Below are 17,552 nucleotides of genomic sequence, written 5' to 3' on the forward strand. Positions count from 1 at the left end.
TTATGTGCGACCTCCCAGCCCAACACCATGGAATATAAAAATTCCTTTATTTCTTATAATGGAATATCTATATTCCTCAGAAAGTGCGATCATGCCCAAAAAACTGCCGCCCGGCCTTCACTGCGATTACGACGTCATCGATACGCTGAAAATCTGGGGGCAATGTGTCAGAACCGAGCGGCGAGGCGGGCGTCCCATCGGAGTTAAGCGTGTAGGCGTAGAAGTCGCTGACGAAGCGACTCAAGCCCGCGTCGGAACGGTCGTAGCGTGCCGCATGGGCTTCAGTCATGTTGCCGACCAGCACGTTGAGTGCATCGATCGCGGCAACGCAGTGCCCTTGTCCCATCATCCAGGCGCGGGTCACCCCGTCCAGCGCGTCCATCAGGAGGTACCCCGTGTACGCGGGCACCATGTTGAGTGAGCCGCCGGTATGACCTTCTGGTGTGGGTTTGAATTCGGCCGCGTCGAGCGCCGCGCCGTCGGTACGCACGCGGCGACCGTACGTCATGTGCGCGACCAGCCACATGCCGGCGCTCGTAAGACGGTCGGCCGCGGCGAGCTGCCGCCAGGCAGTGGCTGCATCCGGCGTGCGGCTACGGGCGACAAGCTCGTCCACCATCTGGCGCACCCGTATCTGAGTAAGCGGATCGTGGCGAATTACGCCATAGCCGGCAGCCCAGTGCGCAAACTCGGGGTCGGCCCGTCTATGAGCAGCTGCCAGTTCTACGATGCGCTGGCGTTCGGAGGCTGCCAGTTGATCGGAGGTACAACAGGTGAGATGCTGGTTTATGTATCCTCCCAGGAAACCGATGAAGAAGTCATTAGCGCCGAGGCGGCCGCCGCAAGGTCGGATCCAACCGAGATCGCGTTGGATGGATGGGCGATAGTGTCGGTGCTGGCAATGTGTTTAAGTCCGGCGTCCTGCAGACGTTCATAGGCGTTGCCGGCAAAGACGGGATGGATAGTGACTAGCACCGCTTCGCGTAACGCAAGGCGCTGTAAGTGCGTCACCGTCTCCAGAATCGTGTGACCCGATGAGACGATATCGTCAACCAGTACGGGGATGCGCCCTGCTACTGCTGAAGGATCCGGCAGGCTGACGCGAACGTCGTAATCACCATGCCGCTCCTTGTTTAGCACTTGATAGGGCAACTGCGCCTCTTGGGCAATGCGTGATACCCATTGCTCACTTTCACTATCAGGACCAATCAGTATAGCCTCGGGGATCGCCTGAGCGATCCAGCGCGACACGGCTGGCATCGCCGAAACGTGAGCGACGGGAATACGATACAACGACTGCAGTTGCCGGATCCGGTGCAGGTGAGGATCCACGGTCACCAACCAATCAAAGGCCTCTTCCAGAAATCGAGCAAAGAGCGGCACACTGACCGCTTCGCCGCCGTGAAAGCGGGTATCCTGGCGCATATAGGCCAGGTACGGCGCAATCAATCCGACCGAGCGTGCGCCAAACTCACGGGCAGTGTGGGCCGCAAACAGCAACGGCAAAGCCAGTGGATCTGGGTTGCGCAGCGTGGCCAAAATCGCCACATCCGCCCCTTCGAGGTCATCGTCTAACGTGACGAGCGACTCACCGTCGGGAAAGTGCCGCCAAGCTATTGGCGCCACGCGCGCTTGGAGATGTGTAGCGATGGTAGCAGCCAAGGTAGCGTCAGCGGGAAAAGGCATCAAAACTCGGGTCATGCGCCCTCCGTAGAAATTGAGAATGGCTGATTGATCCTAGCGTACTCCAGAGCATAGGCAAGCTCACCGCGCGATTGCGCGTGCACGGTAAAAAGGGGCTGGCCGTGCTGCACCGTATTGCCGACCCGCAACGCCGTTTCCAAACCGGCGGCGGGCGAAGTCGGCGCCCCGGCCAGCTTCGCAATACGTGCAAGGCGTCGATTGTCGATCGCTGTAATGCGCCCCTCCAAGGGGGCGGCGACATCGGCGGTTAATGCCGCCTGTGGAGGCTCTCGAAATCCACCTTGAGCCTCGCAGATGGCAAGGAACTTTGCCAGCGCTTGCCGGGAGTGCAATACCGCGCGCGCACGTTGGATCCCGGTGCCTGAGGCGCTTCCAGGGGCCAACTCGAGTAAGGCACCCGCCAAGGCAATCGCTCGCTCTTTGAGGTCGGCCGGCGCGTCGGCGTCATTGTTTAGGACTTTGAGAACATCCCGTGCCTCAAGAGCTGGCCCGATTCCCACACCCACCGGCTGTGTACCATCGGAGCGATAGATGCCCAACTGCAGGCCGACCGCCTCAGCCGTGTGGCGCAGACGTGCAGCTAGGCTGTCCGCTGAACTGTCGCTGCGGACCTTGGCGGTGGGCCCGACCGGCATGTCGATCAGCACATGCGTGGATCCGGCGGCGACCTTCTTGGACAGCACACTGGCGACCAATTGCCCGTCACTGTCGAAATCCAGCGGCCGTTGAATACGAATGAGAACATCGTCCGCAGGACTTAGGCGAACGTTCCCGCCCCAGACGATGCAACCTCCCTCGCGCTCGACCACGCGGCGCATCGCCGGTATGTCCAGCGAGACCGGCGCCATGACTTCCATCGTATCGGCCGTACCCGCCGGGGAGGTGATCGCCCGAGAGGACGTTTTAGGGATGAGATAGCCCAGCGCTGCAATAATAGCCACCACAATCGGTGTCGTGCGATTGCCGGGCAGCCCACCGACGCAGTGCTTGTCCAACACAGTGCCCTCCCCCCAGTCTAATCGCTGCCCGACGGAGATCATTGCGCGGGTTAACCCGGTGGTTTCTCCATGGTCGAGGCGTTCACCGGCACTAGCTGAGACGAAGGCCGCCAACTCTAGATCAGAGAGACGACTTTCTACCACATCCTCTACCAGCGTGAGGTATTGTGCATCGTCCAGACGCGCCCCGAAGACCTTGGCACGCAACGCTCCAGCCGAAGCGGCAGGCGCAGGGTGTCGAACGGTTGCCCGCGCGTCGACGTCCGGCTCTAGGATGTTCCAAGCAGCCTCAGACAATGCCACTTCATCAAGGGCAATCTGTTCGTTCACCACCACATTTAATGTTGCGGTCAAGAACCGGTCGCCCACCTGTATCCGAACTCGGGTCATGGCAACAAAGCCTTCAGAGCGGCACACTTCGCAATCGCGGTGCATATACGCGATCGGCTGTTGATAGGTATCAATACCGGCACGGGTAACTCGCAAGGATGTATGGCTTGACGCAGATACAGTCATCGCACTGCCTCCAGCTCCACGCGTTCCAGGTGTTCCGGCACACGCGCTTGCCAGCCTAGTTCTCGCTGAATGCTGATCCGCAGCGTGTCGGCAGCATCCGGTTCGCCATGGGTGACGTACACCATGTGCGGTGCCGAAGGCGCAGTCCGCATCCAGTCCAGCAGTTCGGTGGCGTCGGCATGGCCAGAAAATCCCTGCAGCTGCACCACTTCGGCGCGAATAGGAACGTCGCGACCGAACATACGCAGTGTGCGGACGCCCGCGGCAAGTGCGGCGCCTCGCGTGCCGCCTGCCTGATAACCCGACAGCAGGATCGCGTTTCGGTAATCAGATCCGAAGGCCTCGATATGGTGCAGCACGCGACCACCGGTGGCCATGCCGCTGGCCGAGATAATAATCATCGGCACACGGCGTCGGTCAAGCGCTTTCGATTCGTCGACGCTGTTGACGAAAGTCGCCAGCTCGTACATGCGCTGGCAGTCCTCGTTGGATACGTGGTGTTCGTCATGATGCGCGTGGTAGTGTCGGGTCGCATTCACTGCCATTGGGCTGTCAAGGTAGACCGGCAACGATGGGATCTCGCCCCGCTGCTGCAGCCGCGCCAAGTGCAGCATCAGCGCCTGCGCGCGACCTACAGCAAACGCAGGTATGACAATCACCCCGCCGCGAGCAGCCACTCGACGCACGATAGGCCCAAGCTCCGCTTCCTGGTCCACGTTTACATGTGATCGATTGCCATAAGTGGATTCGCAGACCAACACGTCACAGCCGGGAAGCGATGAGGGGGGATTCATGAGCGATTCGTGTTGCCGCCCCAGGTCCCCGCTGAAGTGCAGGCGTCGGCCTTGCACATCCAGGCTGATATGGGCGGCGCCCAGAATGTGGCCAGCTGGGTGGAATCGGGCCTGGATGCCGGGTGCGACCTCGATATCGAGCTCGTAGGCGTGTCCTTGCAGCTGGCGCAGGCTTTGCCTCGCGTCGCGCTCGGTATAGAGCGGGAGGGGCTCCTTGTGCTTGGAAAAGCCTTTGCGCGCCGCGTATTGCGCCGCCTCTTCGAGCAAGTGTCCGCTGTCCGGGAGTAATAGACCGCACAGGGCTACAGTCGCATTGGTGCAGTGGATACGGCCACGAAAACCTTGTTTAACCAGTGCAGGCACGTATCCCGAATGGTCCAAGTGAGCATGGGTAAGTACTAGGGCGTCGATTGATGTGGGGTCGACGGGAAACGGTGCCCAGTTGCGATCACGCAACTGCTTGTAGCCTTGGAACAGACCGCAGTCCACGAGCACGCGGCGCCCGTTGGCTTCCACAAGATACCGGGAACCAGTCACAGTGCCCGCAGCGCCTAAAAACTGGAGAGTAGGTCCAATATTGTTATTCATGAGTGCCCCGATCAGGGGCGAGCGGCGAGCCCGCAGCGTTGAGAGGCGAGGAAGAGGATGTTGCGGCGGCACTACGCGGAGCCAGCCGGACCCGCCGTAGCAGCAGCGCGTTGAGAGCCACGATGACTGAACTACCCGACATCGAAAGAGCAGCAACCTCGGGTGACAGCGTAAAGGGGTACAGCACGCCGGCTGCCAACGGAAAGGCGAACACGTTGTAGCCGACCGCCCAGGCCAGGTTCTGGTGCATCTTACGCAGCGTCGCTCGGGCTACGGTAATCGCTCGGACAACGTCGTGCGGATCGCTGCGCATCAGGACGATGTCCGCGCTGTCGATAGCCACGTCCGTACCGGCGCCGATTGCAAAGCCGACGTCGGCCTGCGTAAGTGCCGGGGCGTCGTTGATGCCGTCGCCGACCATGCCGACCTTGAGACCCTGCGCTTGCAGCTTTTTGACTTCGTCGGCCTTGCCCCCAGGCAACACATCAGCCAGCACGATATCGATCCCGAGATCTCGAGCCACGCGCTCGGCGGTCGGCCGGTTGTCGCCAGTGATCATGGCGACCTTTATGCTGCGCCGGTGCAGCTCATCGATCGCTGCGCGCGACGTCTCACGAATCGCGTCAGCAATTGCAATAAGACCAACGAGCTGACCACCGACCGAGGCAAAGATTACGGTGCGACCTGCGCCGGTTAGGCGTTGCGCGTCGACTTCCAACACGCCAAGGTCGATACCGTGTTCTACCATGAGCAGGCGGTTGCCAAGCAACACCTGCACGCCGTCGACCACACCCATGGCGCCTTGCCCATCGATGTTGGTGAAGGCAGTGGCGCGTTCTGAGATCGGACCGGCCCGCTTCAGGATGGCCTGTGCCAGCGGATGCTCGGAGTGCGATTCCACAGCAGCGGCGACCGCGAGCAGCCGGTCCTGCGTCCAGCCCGCTGCGATGGCCATGTCGACGACCTCCGGGGCGCCCACGGTTAGAGTGCCAGTCTTGTCGAAAATCACGACGTCCAGCCGGGCGCTTTTCTCGATGGATTCCGCATGCTTAAAGAGGATGCCGTGGCGGGCTCCTAACCCCGTCCCAATCATGATCGCCATGGGTGTCGCTAATCCAAGCGCGTCCGGACAAGCGATTACAAAAACGGTAATCGTGAGCGTGAGAGCAAAGAGCAACGGCTGGCCCAACCACCAGAACCACACGGCGAACGTCCCCAAGCCGATCACGATGGCTGCAAGCACGAGCCATTGCGAGGCGCGGTCGGCGAGCAACTGGGCGGGCGCCTTGGAATTCTGTGCGTCCTGCACAAGTTTGATGATCTGTGCGAGCGCGGTGTCACTGCCGATTTTGGTGGCGCTGTAGGTAAACGCGCCACTCTTGTTGATCGACCCAGCGACCACGAGTGCGCCTGGATCCTTGCGCACAGGCATGGATTCTCCGGTCAGCATCGACTCATCGACCTGGGAGCTGCCTTCCGTCACAACCCCGTCAACAGGGACTTTTGCACCCGGGCGCACGACCACTAGGTCTCCGACCAACACCTCCGCGGTCGCCATCTCAATCTCTTGACCGCTGCGTCGCACAACGGCGCGCGGCGGTGAGAGCTTCAGCAGGGCCTTCATCGCATCCGAAGCACCGGCGCGGGCCCGCATCTCGAGCCAGTGACCTAGCAGGACAAAAGTGAGCAGGACGGCGGACGCCTCGAAAAAGTTGGGACCGTCGAAGAGAAACGTTGAAGCTATACTAAACCCGTAGCCGGTGCCGACGCTCAGTAGCACCAGCACCGCCATGTCGAGAACGCCGCGCCGCAGCGAGCGAACCGCGGCGGCGAAGAATGGCCACCCGGGATACAGCACCCCGCCGGTCGCCAGCAGGAATAGCCAGACATTCTCTCGCAGACCGAAAGGAACGGGCGGCGGTTCCATCATGCCCATCGGCGACCATAGGAATACCGGGATCGCAAAGGCGAGCGCGACCAGAAAGCGGCGGCGCATATCGCGGGCTGCGGCATGCAAATCGTTTCCGTGGTGCATGCCGGCGTGCGCGTCATGGGCCTCCGCATGCGCGCTGTGCGGCTGCTTACGCCCAACTTCTGGCGTCGGCTCGGCATCTTGCCCCACCGCCTCACAATCGAATCCGCATTTCCTGATCGCGGCGGCGACCGCCCCAGTCGAGAGACTAGTAGGATCAAAGGACACTTGCAGGCTCGCATTGGCGTAGTTGGCGGATACTGCGGTGACGCCTGGTACGGCCGCGACTACTTTCTCTAGGGTGCGCGCGCATCCGGCGCTCACCATGCCGCCAATAGGCCAAGTGCGCGTCCTCGCCGCTGTTTTATGGACAGGCATCAAAGTTCCCCTTCGTGTGAATCATGAGCTCGCCGGCGTCGAGGCAGGAATGCGGGCACCTCGCGCATGTAGCGGGCGTAATCGTCGCCAAAACGAGCCAAACTGTCGCGCTCCTCACGCCGAGCCAACCGCGCATAGGCCCACAGCAGCACGGGGTAGAAGATAATCGTGATCAACGTCGGCCACTGTAGTAAGAATCCAGTCACCACTAGGGCAAACGCCACGTATTGCGGATGGCGGATGCGTGCGTAGATGCCCTCCCGCGCGACCCGACCCTCGCGCTGTGCCTGGTACAAGATCGGCCAGACAGACGCCAGCAGCCAGAACCCACCGCCCATCAGCACGAAACTCGCCAAATGAAACGGCCCAAAATGCGGGTTGGCGCGCCATCCGAACCACATTTCAAGCAAGTGCCCTGCGTCATGGCTGAGCCAGTCTACTTGTGGATAGGTCGCGCTCAGCCAGCCGGACAGCAGGTAAAGCGTGAGCGGAAACCCGTACATCTCAGCAAACAACGCCACGACAAACGCCGAGAACATCCCAAACCCCCGCCAATCCCATCTGGTCAACGGCTTATAAAAGCTCCAAGCGAAGAAGATAAAGAATGCTGCGTTAATGGCGGCAAGGAGCCATAGGCCATATTCGCCTTGAGATTCATGCATGTCAGTGCCTTCCTGAAGATATATCGGAGCTGTCCTTCGATGAAGCGCTATCGCGCATACTGGCATGTCCGCCATCGGGCGGGCGATCCGCTTTGTTCTCGTCATCATCACGACCGTGGTCACCATGACCGCCGTGCATGAACTTATGCATTAAGGGACACAGCAGTAGAAGGCCCAGCGGCAACCAGCGCAGCGATCCCGCGAGATGAGCACGGTGCTCCGCAATTAGGTAAAACGCTGCCAGCGCTAGGAAGACCCAGAGAGTCCAGCGCCGGCGCTTAGGCGAGGTGTGGTTGATAGACATGGAAGTGCCCTCTGCGAATGGCGCCGGGATGGCGAGCAGTTTTGGAAGGAGTCGATATCGACGTAAGGCTTACATTTGTAGCAATTTCATTGCGTTTGGCCCGGATGCGCCTCGGGTCTTCATCGCCTAGACTGGCGGTTCGTGCGCGCACACTGGGTTCGCACGGTCGAAACCGGCTTGAGCCATGTGGGTCATACTTCCCTGCTCCCTCGTGCGATCCGAAGTAACGGCGGCTCAAGTACGTACCGCTCTGCTTAATCTTTCTCGAGATGCCCGACGTTGAAACGACCCACTCGGTTAGTCGTTTCATGCGCACATCTCCTAATTAGTTCGAAGTTGAAATCCGGCAAGCCCGGCGCGGTATGGACTGAATTGCACTGAACAACGGTTTCAATATATTTAAGCGCCCCTTTCAATCCGATGACTCCACAATTACATTTTTGTAATCACAGCAAACAGAACCACTCGTTTGAGGTGGACTTCCACGAACAGATCAAGCATCAAAGCGCTTATTCACGGCTTGGTGAAGCCCGTTTGTCCTCGTTTTAACCGTGCTGAATCGGCCTACGGGCTATAGTCACTGGTGATTCTCTACTCTGCGACCTCCGCTTTCGGTTTTTTCAAATCGACCACCGGGCGAGACTGGCGAACATTCAAGGCGTTTACGGCATTCGTTGTAGCTTTGTTCGTGGAAATGTATGGCTTCCCACTGACGCTTTACCTGTTCTCAGGATGGCTTCAGAAGCGCCTCCCAACCGACGAGCCACTGTCGCACGACGGTTGGCCACTCGTGGTCGACGCTGTTCGAGTCGAAAGTAGATCTGCACTTCGGTGAGTTGCACACGACTAGCTAGTTTTTCCTGGAATATGGTTTCTATCTGCTGTCCGGCTTGGAGCGCGCCGAAATCGATCGCTATCCGGAACCGGGATAGAATCGGTAGCGATATTGCTTGACCTTGTCACGATGGGAAGGTTTATCTTGTTATTGGCAGAACGCAATGTGGGACTGCCGGGTAGAGGAAACCGAGGCGACCTACCGGCTCACCCTACCCTTCGGATCGAATTGACACCTAAGGAGTAACGTATGGAACAAATCGAATTTAAGGTAGCAGGAATGACTTGCGGCGCCTGCGTCGCCCGAGTGACCCGGGCACTTCTCAGCATACCTGGGGTGCGTAACGCGGAGGTGGACCTTGCGCGGGGCATGGCGCGCGCCCAAGTGGACGACATCGCTGCGGTACAACCTGCCTTGCTACAGGCTCTCGCGGCGGCGGGCTACCCTTCTGAGCCGCTGACCGGCAGCGCAGTCAGTGTGGAAGGCACTCAAGGAGCCGCCCCGGGGGGCTCTAGCAGCGACCCTCGAGCAAACCGCGGGGGATGCTGCTGCGGGCACTGAGCCTGGCGAAGTAGTTGGTCGATATTTCGCCGAACACGCTGATGGCCTCCCGTATCCTAGAAAGACTAGACTCAGCCATCCCAATTGGAGATCCTACACATGAACCATCATCCGTCCGACCCCGAGCACCTGCGGCCATCTACCTCGTTTTGGGCGCGTCCGGGGGCCAAGGCTTGGATTTCCCTCGTCCTAGTGACGGGTTTTTACCTACTGCGGGAGCATTGGGGGCATATCGCCGGTTGGTGGCCTTATTTACTCCTTGCAGCCTGTCCGCTGATACATCTGATGCGTGGGCACGGCGGACACCAACATGGCAATTCGAGCGAACCAGATTGACGCAGCGCGACGAAACAACCGAAGGTAAATAAGATCGCTGCTGCTGGCAACGGTGACTATCCGCCCGAGGAGGCGGCGATAACGTCGCCGCTAAAGCGCCCAGTGCGTAGTTACCTTTCAGAACCGCCAGTCGATCTACTTACTTAATAGTTAACTGTTGTAAGTCGCGCGATCTCGATCCCGAGGAAGTTTGATCTCAAAAACTATTTGCCCATCCTCATTTTTTGCAGTAATGGTGCCGCCATGTGTGTCAATAATCGATTTGACAATGGCTAGGCCTAAACCGGCTCCGTCGCCCTTACGTTGGCGTGAAGGATCCGCGCGGTAAAATCGGTCAAACAATCTGGGAAGATGTTCGGAATTAATCATTAGCCCCGGGTTTTTTACACAAATAATCACCATATCGTTGCTGTTCACTGCTAGTGAAACTGTGACTGCGCGCCCCTCAGGGGTATAGCGTATGGCATTAGATAAAAGATTGGTCAGGGCGCGGCGTATCATCAAGCTATCGCCCTGAATACGTAAGACTGGTCCTTCGCGTATCAATGAAACAGAGCGTTCTTCAGCCCATGCCTCGAAGTAATCAAATAGACCTTGCACTTCCGCAGCCAGATTCACACTGACCAGCTCAGGTTTGAGCTGGTTATTATCGGCTTGCGCCAAAAACAGCATATCTGCGACCATTTTGGCCATACGTTCGTACTCTTCCAGATTCGAATACAGAATTTCGCGATACTGCTCAATGCTACGTGCTTGGGATAGGGCAACTTCCGTTTGTGTCTTCAAATTGGTGATCGGGGTACGCAGTTCATGGGCGATATCAGCCGAAAAATTGGAGAGCCGTCGAAAGACCCCTTCAATTCGCTCGAGCATGTCGTTAAACGACATCGCCAACTCGGTCAATTCGACTGGTACTGTCTCAGGGGCGAGTCGGATATGCAATTGATCTGATCTAATGCGTCTGATTTCCTGGCTAATGCGTCGAATTGGCGCATGGCCTTGATAAACAGCAAACCATGTCGCCAAAATCGCAATCAAGCACGCCGCCACGGTAATAATTCTCAGGTAGCTACGGAAGCTTTCAAGATAGTGCAAATGGAAATTGATCTCGGTGGCAACCGCTATGGTTAAGGGCTTTCCGTCTGGAAAGCCCTTTTGCATGAGCTGCACAACAGCACCTCTGTAGGTTTGTCCCTTATCTCGCCAGATTTTTACCGAGTCAAGATCTATCGTGTCCGTAATGGGAGCCAATCGTGCAAAACCATCAAGATTCGAATTAGGCGTAGCGTAAATCACATTTCCGGTAAGGTCCGAAATGCGAAACTGCGCATTATGGTGACCTGATATCGCCGCGGCCAACTGTTGCCTCAGCGCATTTGGTTCTTGACTGGCTGGCGGTCCGGAAAGTGACTTCGCCAGAGATTGAACAACAGCATTAAGTTCATCAACATCCTGCTGAACAAAGTGGCTATTAATGGATCGTTCGACCATCCATCCAAACGTAAGAAGCACCACCGTTATGACTGCTCCGATGGATATCGTCAGGCGCAGGGCCAGGGACACGGGACGACGTGCCATCATTCAGTTCGCGCTGCTGACATCAAGCATGTAACCCATGCCGCGAACGGTATGGATTAGCTTGGGTTCAAAGGCGTCGTCGATTTTAGCGCGCAGGCGCCGAATCGCCACGTCAATGACATTGGTATCACTGTCAAAATTCATGTCCCATACTTGGGAGGCTATCAGGGACCGTGGCAATACCTCGCCTTGGCGGCGCACCAACAGTTCGAGCAACGCGAACTCTTTGTTGGTTAGATTAATGAGTACCTCTTGCCGCGTTGCTCGCCGACGAGGGATGTCCAGCACGAGGTCGGCCACTTGCAATTGATCATGAAAGATTGACATGGTTCCTCGGCGCAGTAAGGTACGCACTCGCGCGAGCAGTTCCGAGAAAGCAAAAGGCTTAATCAAATAATCGTCGGCACCCAGCTCCAGGCCCTTGACCCGGTCTTCCACGCTATCGCGCGCCGTCAAGAACAATACTGGTGTAGTCGATTTCGCTTCGCGCAAGGCTTGAAGAATACGCCAACCGTCAACATCCGGCAGCATGACATCCAGGATGATCAAATCATAGTCTTCAGTCAGCGCAAGGTGATGCCCGTCCAGGCCCGTACGAGCCAGATCGACCACAAATCCAGACTCCATCAAGCCTTGGCGCACATACTCGCCGGTTTTTATCTCATCTTCAACGACGAGTAGTTTCATGGGTCACTCCTGCAAATTCCTTCTGTTTTGCGCCTGAATCAAAGGCGGCGCTCTGACCCGGCATCGTCAGAATTCATAGCAAGACTCTACCCGCGCGAAGCTGACAGCACGATGACTGGAGAATTACAAAATTGTAATCTGCCGATTGCAGACAAGTTTCTCTTGAACAGCGGAGCGGCGGTGAATTTGCTCAAACGTTGTGCAGGAATGTGCGAGCATCTGCGAAGCATGCGTTCAAGAATGTAGTCAGCATCAGATGAAGCATTATCAGCATCGCGCCGAAGCGTGTCGAAAATGCGTAGAAGTGTTTGAGTAAATGGCTCACTGAGCGCTGATTGAAGACGACCTACCCCCTAACCGAAAAGGTCGAAGTGAACTGGGAAAATCAGGGCCAGTCCGTTTAATGTATCTGACCCATTAAGCCTTGAGCACCGGCGTATATCCGACCTCTCGAATGGCGCGTTCGATGACATCCAGATTGGATGACCCCTCCACACGGACCAAATGTTGGGAAAGATCAATGTGAACGGATGCCGTCGGGACGGTTTCCTTAACGGCACGAGCGATCGTATCCACGCAATGGCCACACGTCATATCCTTCACTTCAAACTCAATCATTGCACTCTCCTAAAGTAAAAGACACCTTAAACCTTCCTACGGTAGCAATGTCAAGCCAGCCCTTAGCTATATTTACCCGTATTACTAAATTATTGTCCGAGTTTCTCCAGGCAATCAAGAGGACACCATCTCTACTTCTGTGACAGTAACGAAAAATTTCATCATCACGATCAAGCAGTGAGCAAACATGACAAATATGTAATGAGAGCGTAATCGGACTGACAGCCTGGGTTCGCTACAGTGCATTGGGTACTACCCCTTTATCACTGTCGGGTAGATCTGAAGCAACCTGCCTATTTGAAGGAAACGATGATGAAATGTGATGTAAAAACCATGCTGAAGGCGGCTCTTGGCCTAGCTGTCGCCATTGCCGTGGCGTACGCGACTTTTCCCACCGCCCGTGAATGGCTTACCGCCAGCGCCCCATTTTTGTTCTTTCTAATTTGTCCCTTGATGATGTTTTTCATGATGAAAGGTATGCACTCCTGCGACAAGGACCAAAGGGCGGGAAAAACCCAAGCCGACCAAGCTCCCTCCATACCATCGGTCGGACACTCGCCGCTCAAAGACTAGCCGGCTCGCAGCCGTCCTACCCTACCCATAGCGGACTCCTGATGGGGTAGCACTTAGATTTACGGATATCACGTGATGAGTTCTAAAACGATTTTTACCAGCCTGGCGGCAACAAGCGTTGGCACGCTATTGATGTTCGGCGGAATCGGCGTAGCAACCGCAAGTACCGATCCATCCGTAGCCGATGTACAAGCCATAATGACTTTGGCACAGGCTGCGCCGATTGAACTCACGCACGTGCACGGGCTTGCCTATAGCACAGACGGTAAACAGTTGCTGATCCCGAGCCATCATGGCATCGCAGCGTATGTCGATGGGCAATGGTCAAAGATGACCGGGCCTAAGCATGATTATATGGGGTTTGCCGCCACCCGCGAGGCGCTTTACAGCAGCGGGCATCCAGCAGCAGGCTCGAAGCTAATTAATCCGTTCGGCCTCATCAAAAGTACGGATACCGGAAAAACCTGGCGACAGTTGGGGTTGGAAGGAGAGTCCGATTTTCATACCTTGGCCACGAGCTATGAAACCAATGCGGTGTATGTTCTGAATTATGGGCCTAATAGCCGGATGCCCCAAGCTGGGCTGTATATGACTCAAACAGACGGCTTGGCGTGGACGCGAGCAACAGCTAACGGCTTGAAGGCCAAAGTTAACAGCTTGGCGGTGCACCCGCGCGATGCCAACGTCGTTGCCGTGGGCGCTACCGACGGATTGTACTTATCTCGTGACGCGGGCAACCATTTTGAGCCATTGGTTCGGAGCACGCAGGTACTCGCGCTGTGGTTCGATCTGGATGGCGAGCACCTTTGGGTCAGTAGTTATGCAAATACTCCAGTGCTGGGTCGCATGGACCTGAAGGACGGCGGAGTTATAGAAAAAATCGAGCTTCCCCCACTAGATGAAGACGCGGTGGCCTTTATTGCTCAAAACCCTACCCGCCACGAAGAACTTGCGATCGCGACCTTCAAGCGTAGCGTCTATGTCAGCCAAGATCGTGGTGCGACCTGGCTACAGATTGCTAAAGGTGGCACGACGCTCGATAAGTAATCTCCTGACATCGTATCGTTTGGCATTCACATAGCGTAAAGCAATTTGAGTAGTTTCATGAGTAATAAACTGATAAAAATCATTGTGATCGCACTGGCGGCGATTGGACTCATAGCCGTTTTTGCTTTTGTCGGCATGGGAGCCATGATGTTTTGGATGATGGGCACTTAACGCGAGCGTTACACGCTTAAGTGCCTCCCTGCTGCCAGTATCGAAAATGCAACCACACGGCCCAACCTGAAGAATACCTATGCATTACAAAAATGTAATGCCGGCGTCATTGGGCCGACAGGCACATTTCGTTAAAGTGCTAGTCATCAATTTAATTTGAGGCTTTGATCATCGAAGGATGATTGATGTCTGCCTCTTTCGACTTTGGGATACGCTCACGTGAAACACCTGCTACCGTCCTCGCTTGCACTACCTATTCTACCCCGTCGCCGATTCGTTCAGGGCCTAGCGGCCGGCGGCGTATTGTTGGGCTTATCGCCCTTTGCCCGAGCTGCTGGGAGTCCGTCCGCCAAGACGAGCACCGGCTCAGCCGCTGTGCTGACGGGGACCGAGTTCAACCTGGAGATCGGTGAATCGCCCGTCAACTTCACCGGCAATCCACGCATGGCGACGACGGTGAATGGCTCGCTCCCTGCCCCAACGTTGCGTTGGCGCGAAGGCGATACGATCACTATTCGCGTCAAGAACCGCCTGAAGGAAGCCACCTCCATCCATTGGCACGGCATCATCCTGCCCTTCCAAATGGATGGCGTGCCAGGCATTAGCTTTGCGGGCATCGCCCCAGGGGAAACGTTTACCTACCGATTTAAAGTCGAACAAAGCGGCACGTACTGGTATCACTCCCATTCTGGCATGCAGGAGGCGACCGGCGTTTATGGGGCGATCATTATCGACCCGGCACAAACCGACCCCATACGCGCGGATCGGGAGTACGTCGTTCAGCTCTCTGACTGGACCGACGAGGACCCGATGCGAGTCCTGTCCAAACTCAAGATGCAAGGCGACTACTACAACTACAACCAACCCACCGCCATTGATTTCTTCCAGGATGCCTCGCGAGATGGCCTAAAAGCGGCTATCGATAAGCGCAAGATGTGGAACGAGATGCGCATGAGTCCGACCGATCTTGCGGACTTATCGGCCAACGTGTTGACTTACCTGATGAACGGCACAACGCCAGCGGGCAACTGGACTGGGCTATTTCAACCTGGAGAACGTGTGCGGCTGCGCTTTATCAACGGCGCAGCAAACACTTTCTACGATGTGCGCATACCAGGGCTGAAGTTAACAGTTGTTCAGGCGGACGGCGTCAATGTAGAACCGGTAACCGTTGATGAGTTCCGGTTCGGGCCAGGAGAAACCTACGACGTATTGGTGCAGCCGAAGGACGACGCTTACACCGTTTATGCGCAGGCCATGGACCGCACCGGATATGCCCGTGGCACGCTGGCTACGCGTGCTGGTCTCGAGGCGCCCGTGCCCGCGCTTGACCCTGTGGAATGGCTCACCATGGCGGACATGATGGGTGCCATGGGTGGCGGAATGTCGGGAATGAGCCATGGCGCGTCTGGTCAGTCGCCGATGAGCGGTATGGACCACGGCAATATGGCAGGGATGAACCATGGCAGCATGCAGGGAATGAATCACGCGGGCATGACGGGTATGAATCATGGCGCGATGGCAGCAGCCGGCGCGAGCACCCAAGTGCGCCACGCCAAGACCGAGTATGGCCCAAGTATCGATATGCGGGTCGACATGCCGCGCACCAACCTGGACGATCCCGGCATTGGGCTGCGCAACAACGGCCGCAGAGTATTGACGCTATCGGACTTGCACACCGTGGGTGGCGCGATGGATCCGCGCGGTGCAGAGCGTGAAATCGAGCTGCACCTCACCGGCAATATGGAGCGCTATACCTGGTCGTTCGACGGCGTTGAATATGGAAAATCGACGCCAGTCCATTTCCGCTACGGCGAGCGGGTCAGAGTCATATTGCACAACGACACCATGATGACGCACCCGATGCACTTGCACGGTATGTGGAGTGAGCTGGAGGCCCCCGACGGCAGCTTCCAAGCTCGCCGTCACACAATTCCGGTGCAGCCGGCGCAACGCATCAGCTTTCTCGTGACCGCCGATGCACTGGGTCGCTGGGCTTGGCACTGCCATCTGATGCTGCATATGGATGCGGGGATGTTTCGCGAAGTGGTGGTGGCATGAGCTCAATAAACGAGAAAAAGGGAATCTTGACCGTGAATACCCATACAAAAAAACGCATTCTTGGAGTCGCCATCGCAACGCTCGGCGCCACTCCGCTTTTTGCCTACGCCCAAACGCATGACGCCCATAGTGCCCATACCGCCACGCCGGCCAGCTCGGCGCCTGCCGATGCAGCAAACATGCCTGGCATGGATCACAGCAAAATGAGTATGCCTGACATGGACCATGGCACCATGAATATGAAGCCAACCTCCGCGCCTAAGCCAGCAGAGGCCATGCCGGGGATGAACCATGGCCAAGCCAACACAGCGCCACCTGCGCCTGCTCACGATATGGGAGCAATGAATACGAGCGGTGGAGAAATGGACCACGGCGATATGCAGATGCAAGGCGGATCGGCGCCACCCGATGCCCGCGATCCGGATGCTTACTCCGATGGCTACGTGCGTAACGCGGGCAAGTATGCATTACCACCCTCAAATGCGCTGATCATGTCGGACATGCACAACTTCGGTTCGGTCTACTTCGACCGGTTGGAGTACGTCAGGGCGCGAGGCGAAGAATGGGCGGCCTACGAAGGGGAGGCCTGGTACGGCAGCACCTATAACCGCGCCGTCATTAAAGCGGAGGGCGAAGTGGCGAGCGGCAAGTTGCAGGAATCCGAGACGCAGCTCCTGTGGCGCCATGCGGTTTCAACGTTCTGGAATACGGAACTGGGCGTACGATTCGACCATGCACAGGGCGCGCCAAACCGAGAATGGCTGGCATTCGGCTTTAATGGGCTTGCGCCTTACTGGTTTGAAGTCGATGCCACTGCCTATGTCGGCCCCAGCGGACGAACCGCTCTGGGGCTGAAGGCGGAGTATGACATCTTGCTTACCCAGAAGCTCTACCTTCAACCAAGCGTGGAAGTGAATTTCCACGGCAAGGACGATGAACGCTGGGGCATTGGCAGCGGCCTGACAGACGGTACTGCGGGCTTGCGTCTCAAATACGAAGTCACGCGTCAGTTTGTTCCTTACGTTGGCGTGGAATGGTCCAGCAAATTCGGAAAAACGGCGGATTACGCGCGCGCGGCGGGCGACTCCAAGCAGGAAACCCGTTTCGTGGCCGGTTTGAGCTTTCGGTTTTAACTGTTGTACCAGGGAACATCAAGCCTGATGCTCTTA

Annotated in this window: 17 protein-coding genes and 1 pseudogene; 8 read left to right on the forward strand and 10 right to left on the reverse strand. The window is 57.1% G+C overall.

Annotated elements, in window-relative coordinates:
• Positions 1 to 76 precede the first annotated feature (76 nt).
• The 7 genes from CHR62_RS12925 to CHR62_RS12955 all read right to left on the reverse strand — a co-directional run bounded on the left by CHR62_RS12925 (position 77) and on the right by CHR62_RS12955 (position 7,916).
• Complete coding sequence (locus tag CHR62_RS12925) at positions 77 to 619, reverse strand: hypothetical protein (RefSeq protein WP_199722945.1); 543 nt, start codon at positions 617 to 619, stop codon at positions 77 to 79.
• A 167-nt stretch (positions 620 to 786) separates the two neighbouring features.
• Complete coding sequence (locus tag CHR62_RS12930) at positions 787 to 1,701, reverse strand: ribose-phosphate diphosphokinase (protein ID WP_123661192.1); 915 nt, start codon at positions 1,699 to 1,701, stop codon at positions 787 to 789.
• Positions 1,698 to 3,218 carry a thymidine phosphorylase family protein gene (locus tag CHR62_RS12935; protein ID WP_102071069.1) on the reverse strand — a complete coding sequence of 507 codons (1,521 nt, stop codon included), beginning with the start codon at positions 3,216 to 3,218 and terminating at the stop codon, positions 1,698 to 1,700. Before CHR62_RS12935 ends, CHR62_RS12930 begins: the two co-directional genes overlap by 4 nt.
• Positions 3,215 to 4,600: an MBL fold metallo-hydrolase RNA specificity domain-containing protein gene (locus tag CHR62_RS12940; protein WP_123661193.1), complete on the reverse strand. Its 1,386-nt coding sequence runs from the start codon at positions 4,598 to 4,600 to the stop codon at positions 3,215 to 3,217. The genes CHR62_RS12935 and CHR62_RS12940 overlap by 4 nt, the downstream gene beginning before the upstream one ends.
• A complete protein-coding gene (locus tag CHR62_RS12945) occupies positions 4,593 to 6,950 on the reverse strand; it encodes a cation-translocating P-type ATPase (protein WP_123661194.1) in 2,358 nt (785 codons plus the stop codon). The genes CHR62_RS12940 and CHR62_RS12945 overlap by 8 nt, the downstream gene beginning before the upstream one ends.
• The gene (locus CHR62_RS12950) at positions 6,950 to 7,612 is read right to left on the reverse strand and encodes an isoprenylcysteine carboxylmethyltransferase family protein (RefSeq protein ID WP_123661195.1); all 663 of its coding nucleotides are present in this window, start codon (positions 7,610 to 7,612) and stop codon (positions 6,950 to 6,952) included. The genes CHR62_RS12945 and CHR62_RS12950 overlap by 1 nt, the downstream gene beginning before the upstream one ends.
• 1 nt (position 7,613) lies before the next feature.
• Positions 7,614 to 7,916 (reverse strand): DUF2933 domain-containing protein, encoded by a 303-nt coding sequence (locus tag CHR62_RS12955; RefSeq protein WP_123661196.1) that lies wholly within the window; start codon positions 7,914 to 7,916, stop codon positions 7,614 to 7,616.
• Between the two features lie 580 nt (positions 7,917 to 8,496).
• Here CHR62_RS12955 and CHR62_RS15855 point away from each other — a divergent pair.
• From CHR62_RS15855 to CHR62_RS12965, 3 genes and pseudogenes are all read left to right on the forward strand, one after another.
• A pseudogene (locus tag CHR62_RS15855) lies at positions 8,497 to 8,767 on the forward strand (isoprenylcysteine carboxylmethyltransferase family protein); the annotation flags it as partial.
• 233 nt (positions 8,768 to 9,000) lie between these two features.
• Positions 9,001 to 9,312 carry a heavy-metal-associated domain-containing protein gene (locus CHR62_RS12960; RefSeq protein ID WP_123661197.1) on the forward strand — a complete coding sequence of 104 codons (312 nt, stop codon included), beginning with the start codon at positions 9,001 to 9,003 and terminating at the stop codon, positions 9,310 to 9,312.
• 99 nt (positions 9,313 to 9,411) lie between these two features.
• Positions 9,412 to 9,648, forward strand: a complete 237-nt coding sequence (locus tag CHR62_RS12965; RefSeq protein WP_123661198.1) for a DUF2933 domain-containing protein — start codon at positions 9,412 to 9,414, stop codon at positions 9,646 to 9,648.
• A 150-nt stretch (positions 9,649 to 9,798) separates the two neighbouring features.
• On the opposite strand, the gene CHR62_RS12970 is transcribed toward CHR62_RS12965, so the two are convergent.
• Positions 9,799 to 11,229 (reverse strand): Cu(+)/Ag(+) sensor histidine kinase, encoded by a 1,431-nt coding sequence (locus tag CHR62_RS12970; RefSeq protein WP_346727030.1) that lies wholly within the window; start codon positions 11,227 to 11,229, stop codon positions 9,799 to 9,801.
• Positions 11,230 to 11,913 carry a heavy metal response regulator transcription factor gene (locus CHR62_RS12975; protein WP_123661199.1) on the reverse strand — a complete coding sequence of 228 codons (684 nt, stop codon included), beginning with the start codon at positions 11,911 to 11,913 and terminating at the stop codon, positions 11,230 to 11,232.
• Positions 11,914 to 12,112: 199 nt separating this feature from the next.
• On the opposite strand from CHR62_RS12975, the gene CHR62_RS12980 reads away from it, so the two are divergent.
• Complete coding sequence (locus tag CHR62_RS12980) at positions 12,113 to 12,229, forward strand: four-helix bundle copper-binding protein (RefSeq protein WP_158609129.1); 117 nt, start codon at positions 12,113 to 12,115, stop codon at positions 12,227 to 12,229.
• Positions 12,230 to 12,330: 101 nt separating this feature from the next.
• Here the strand turns inward: CHR62_RS12980 and CHR62_RS12985 are convergent, their stop codons facing one another.
• On the reverse strand, positions 12,331 to 12,531 hold the full coding sequence (locus tag CHR62_RS12985) for a heavy-metal-associated domain-containing protein (protein WP_123661200.1): 201 nt from the start codon (positions 12,529 to 12,531) through the stop codon (positions 12,331 to 12,333).
• Between the two features lie 333 nt (positions 12,532 to 12,864).
• Here CHR62_RS12985 and CHR62_RS16000 point away from each other — a divergent pair, with 333 nt between their 5' ends.
• From CHR62_RS16000 to CHR62_RS13005, 4 genes are all read left to right on the forward strand, one after another.
• Complete coding sequence (locus CHR62_RS16000) at positions 12,865 to 13,104, forward strand: DUF2933 domain-containing protein (protein ID WP_123661308.1); 240 nt, start codon at positions 12,865 to 12,867, stop codon at positions 13,102 to 13,104.
• A gap of 75 nt (positions 13,105 to 13,179) precedes the next feature.
• Complete coding sequence (locus CHR62_RS12995; protein WP_123661309.1) at positions 13,180 to 14,151, forward strand: F510_1955 family glycosylhydrolase; 972 nt, start codon at positions 13,180 to 13,182, stop codon at positions 14,149 to 14,151.
• Positions 14,152 to 14,541: 390 nt separating this feature from the next.
• Complete coding sequence (locus CHR62_RS13000) at positions 14,542 to 16,383, forward strand: copper resistance system multicopper oxidase (RefSeq protein ID WP_123661201.1); 1,842 nt, start codon at positions 14,542 to 14,544, stop codon at positions 16,381 to 16,383.
• Entirely contained in the window at positions 16,380 to 17,516 is a 1,137-nt protein-coding gene (locus CHR62_RS13005) for a copper resistance protein B (RefSeq protein ID WP_199722948.1), read from the forward strand. The genes CHR62_RS13000 and CHR62_RS13005 overlap by 4 nt, the downstream gene beginning before the upstream one ends.
• The last annotated feature ends 36 nt before the right edge of the window (positions 17,517 to 17,552 follow it).

The organism is Pusillimonas sp. NJUB218 (genome assembly GCF_003788685.1).
In the GTDB taxonomy this organism is placed as follows: Bacteria; Pseudomonadota; Gammaproteobacteria; order Burkholderiales; family Burkholderiaceae_B; genus Neopusillimonas.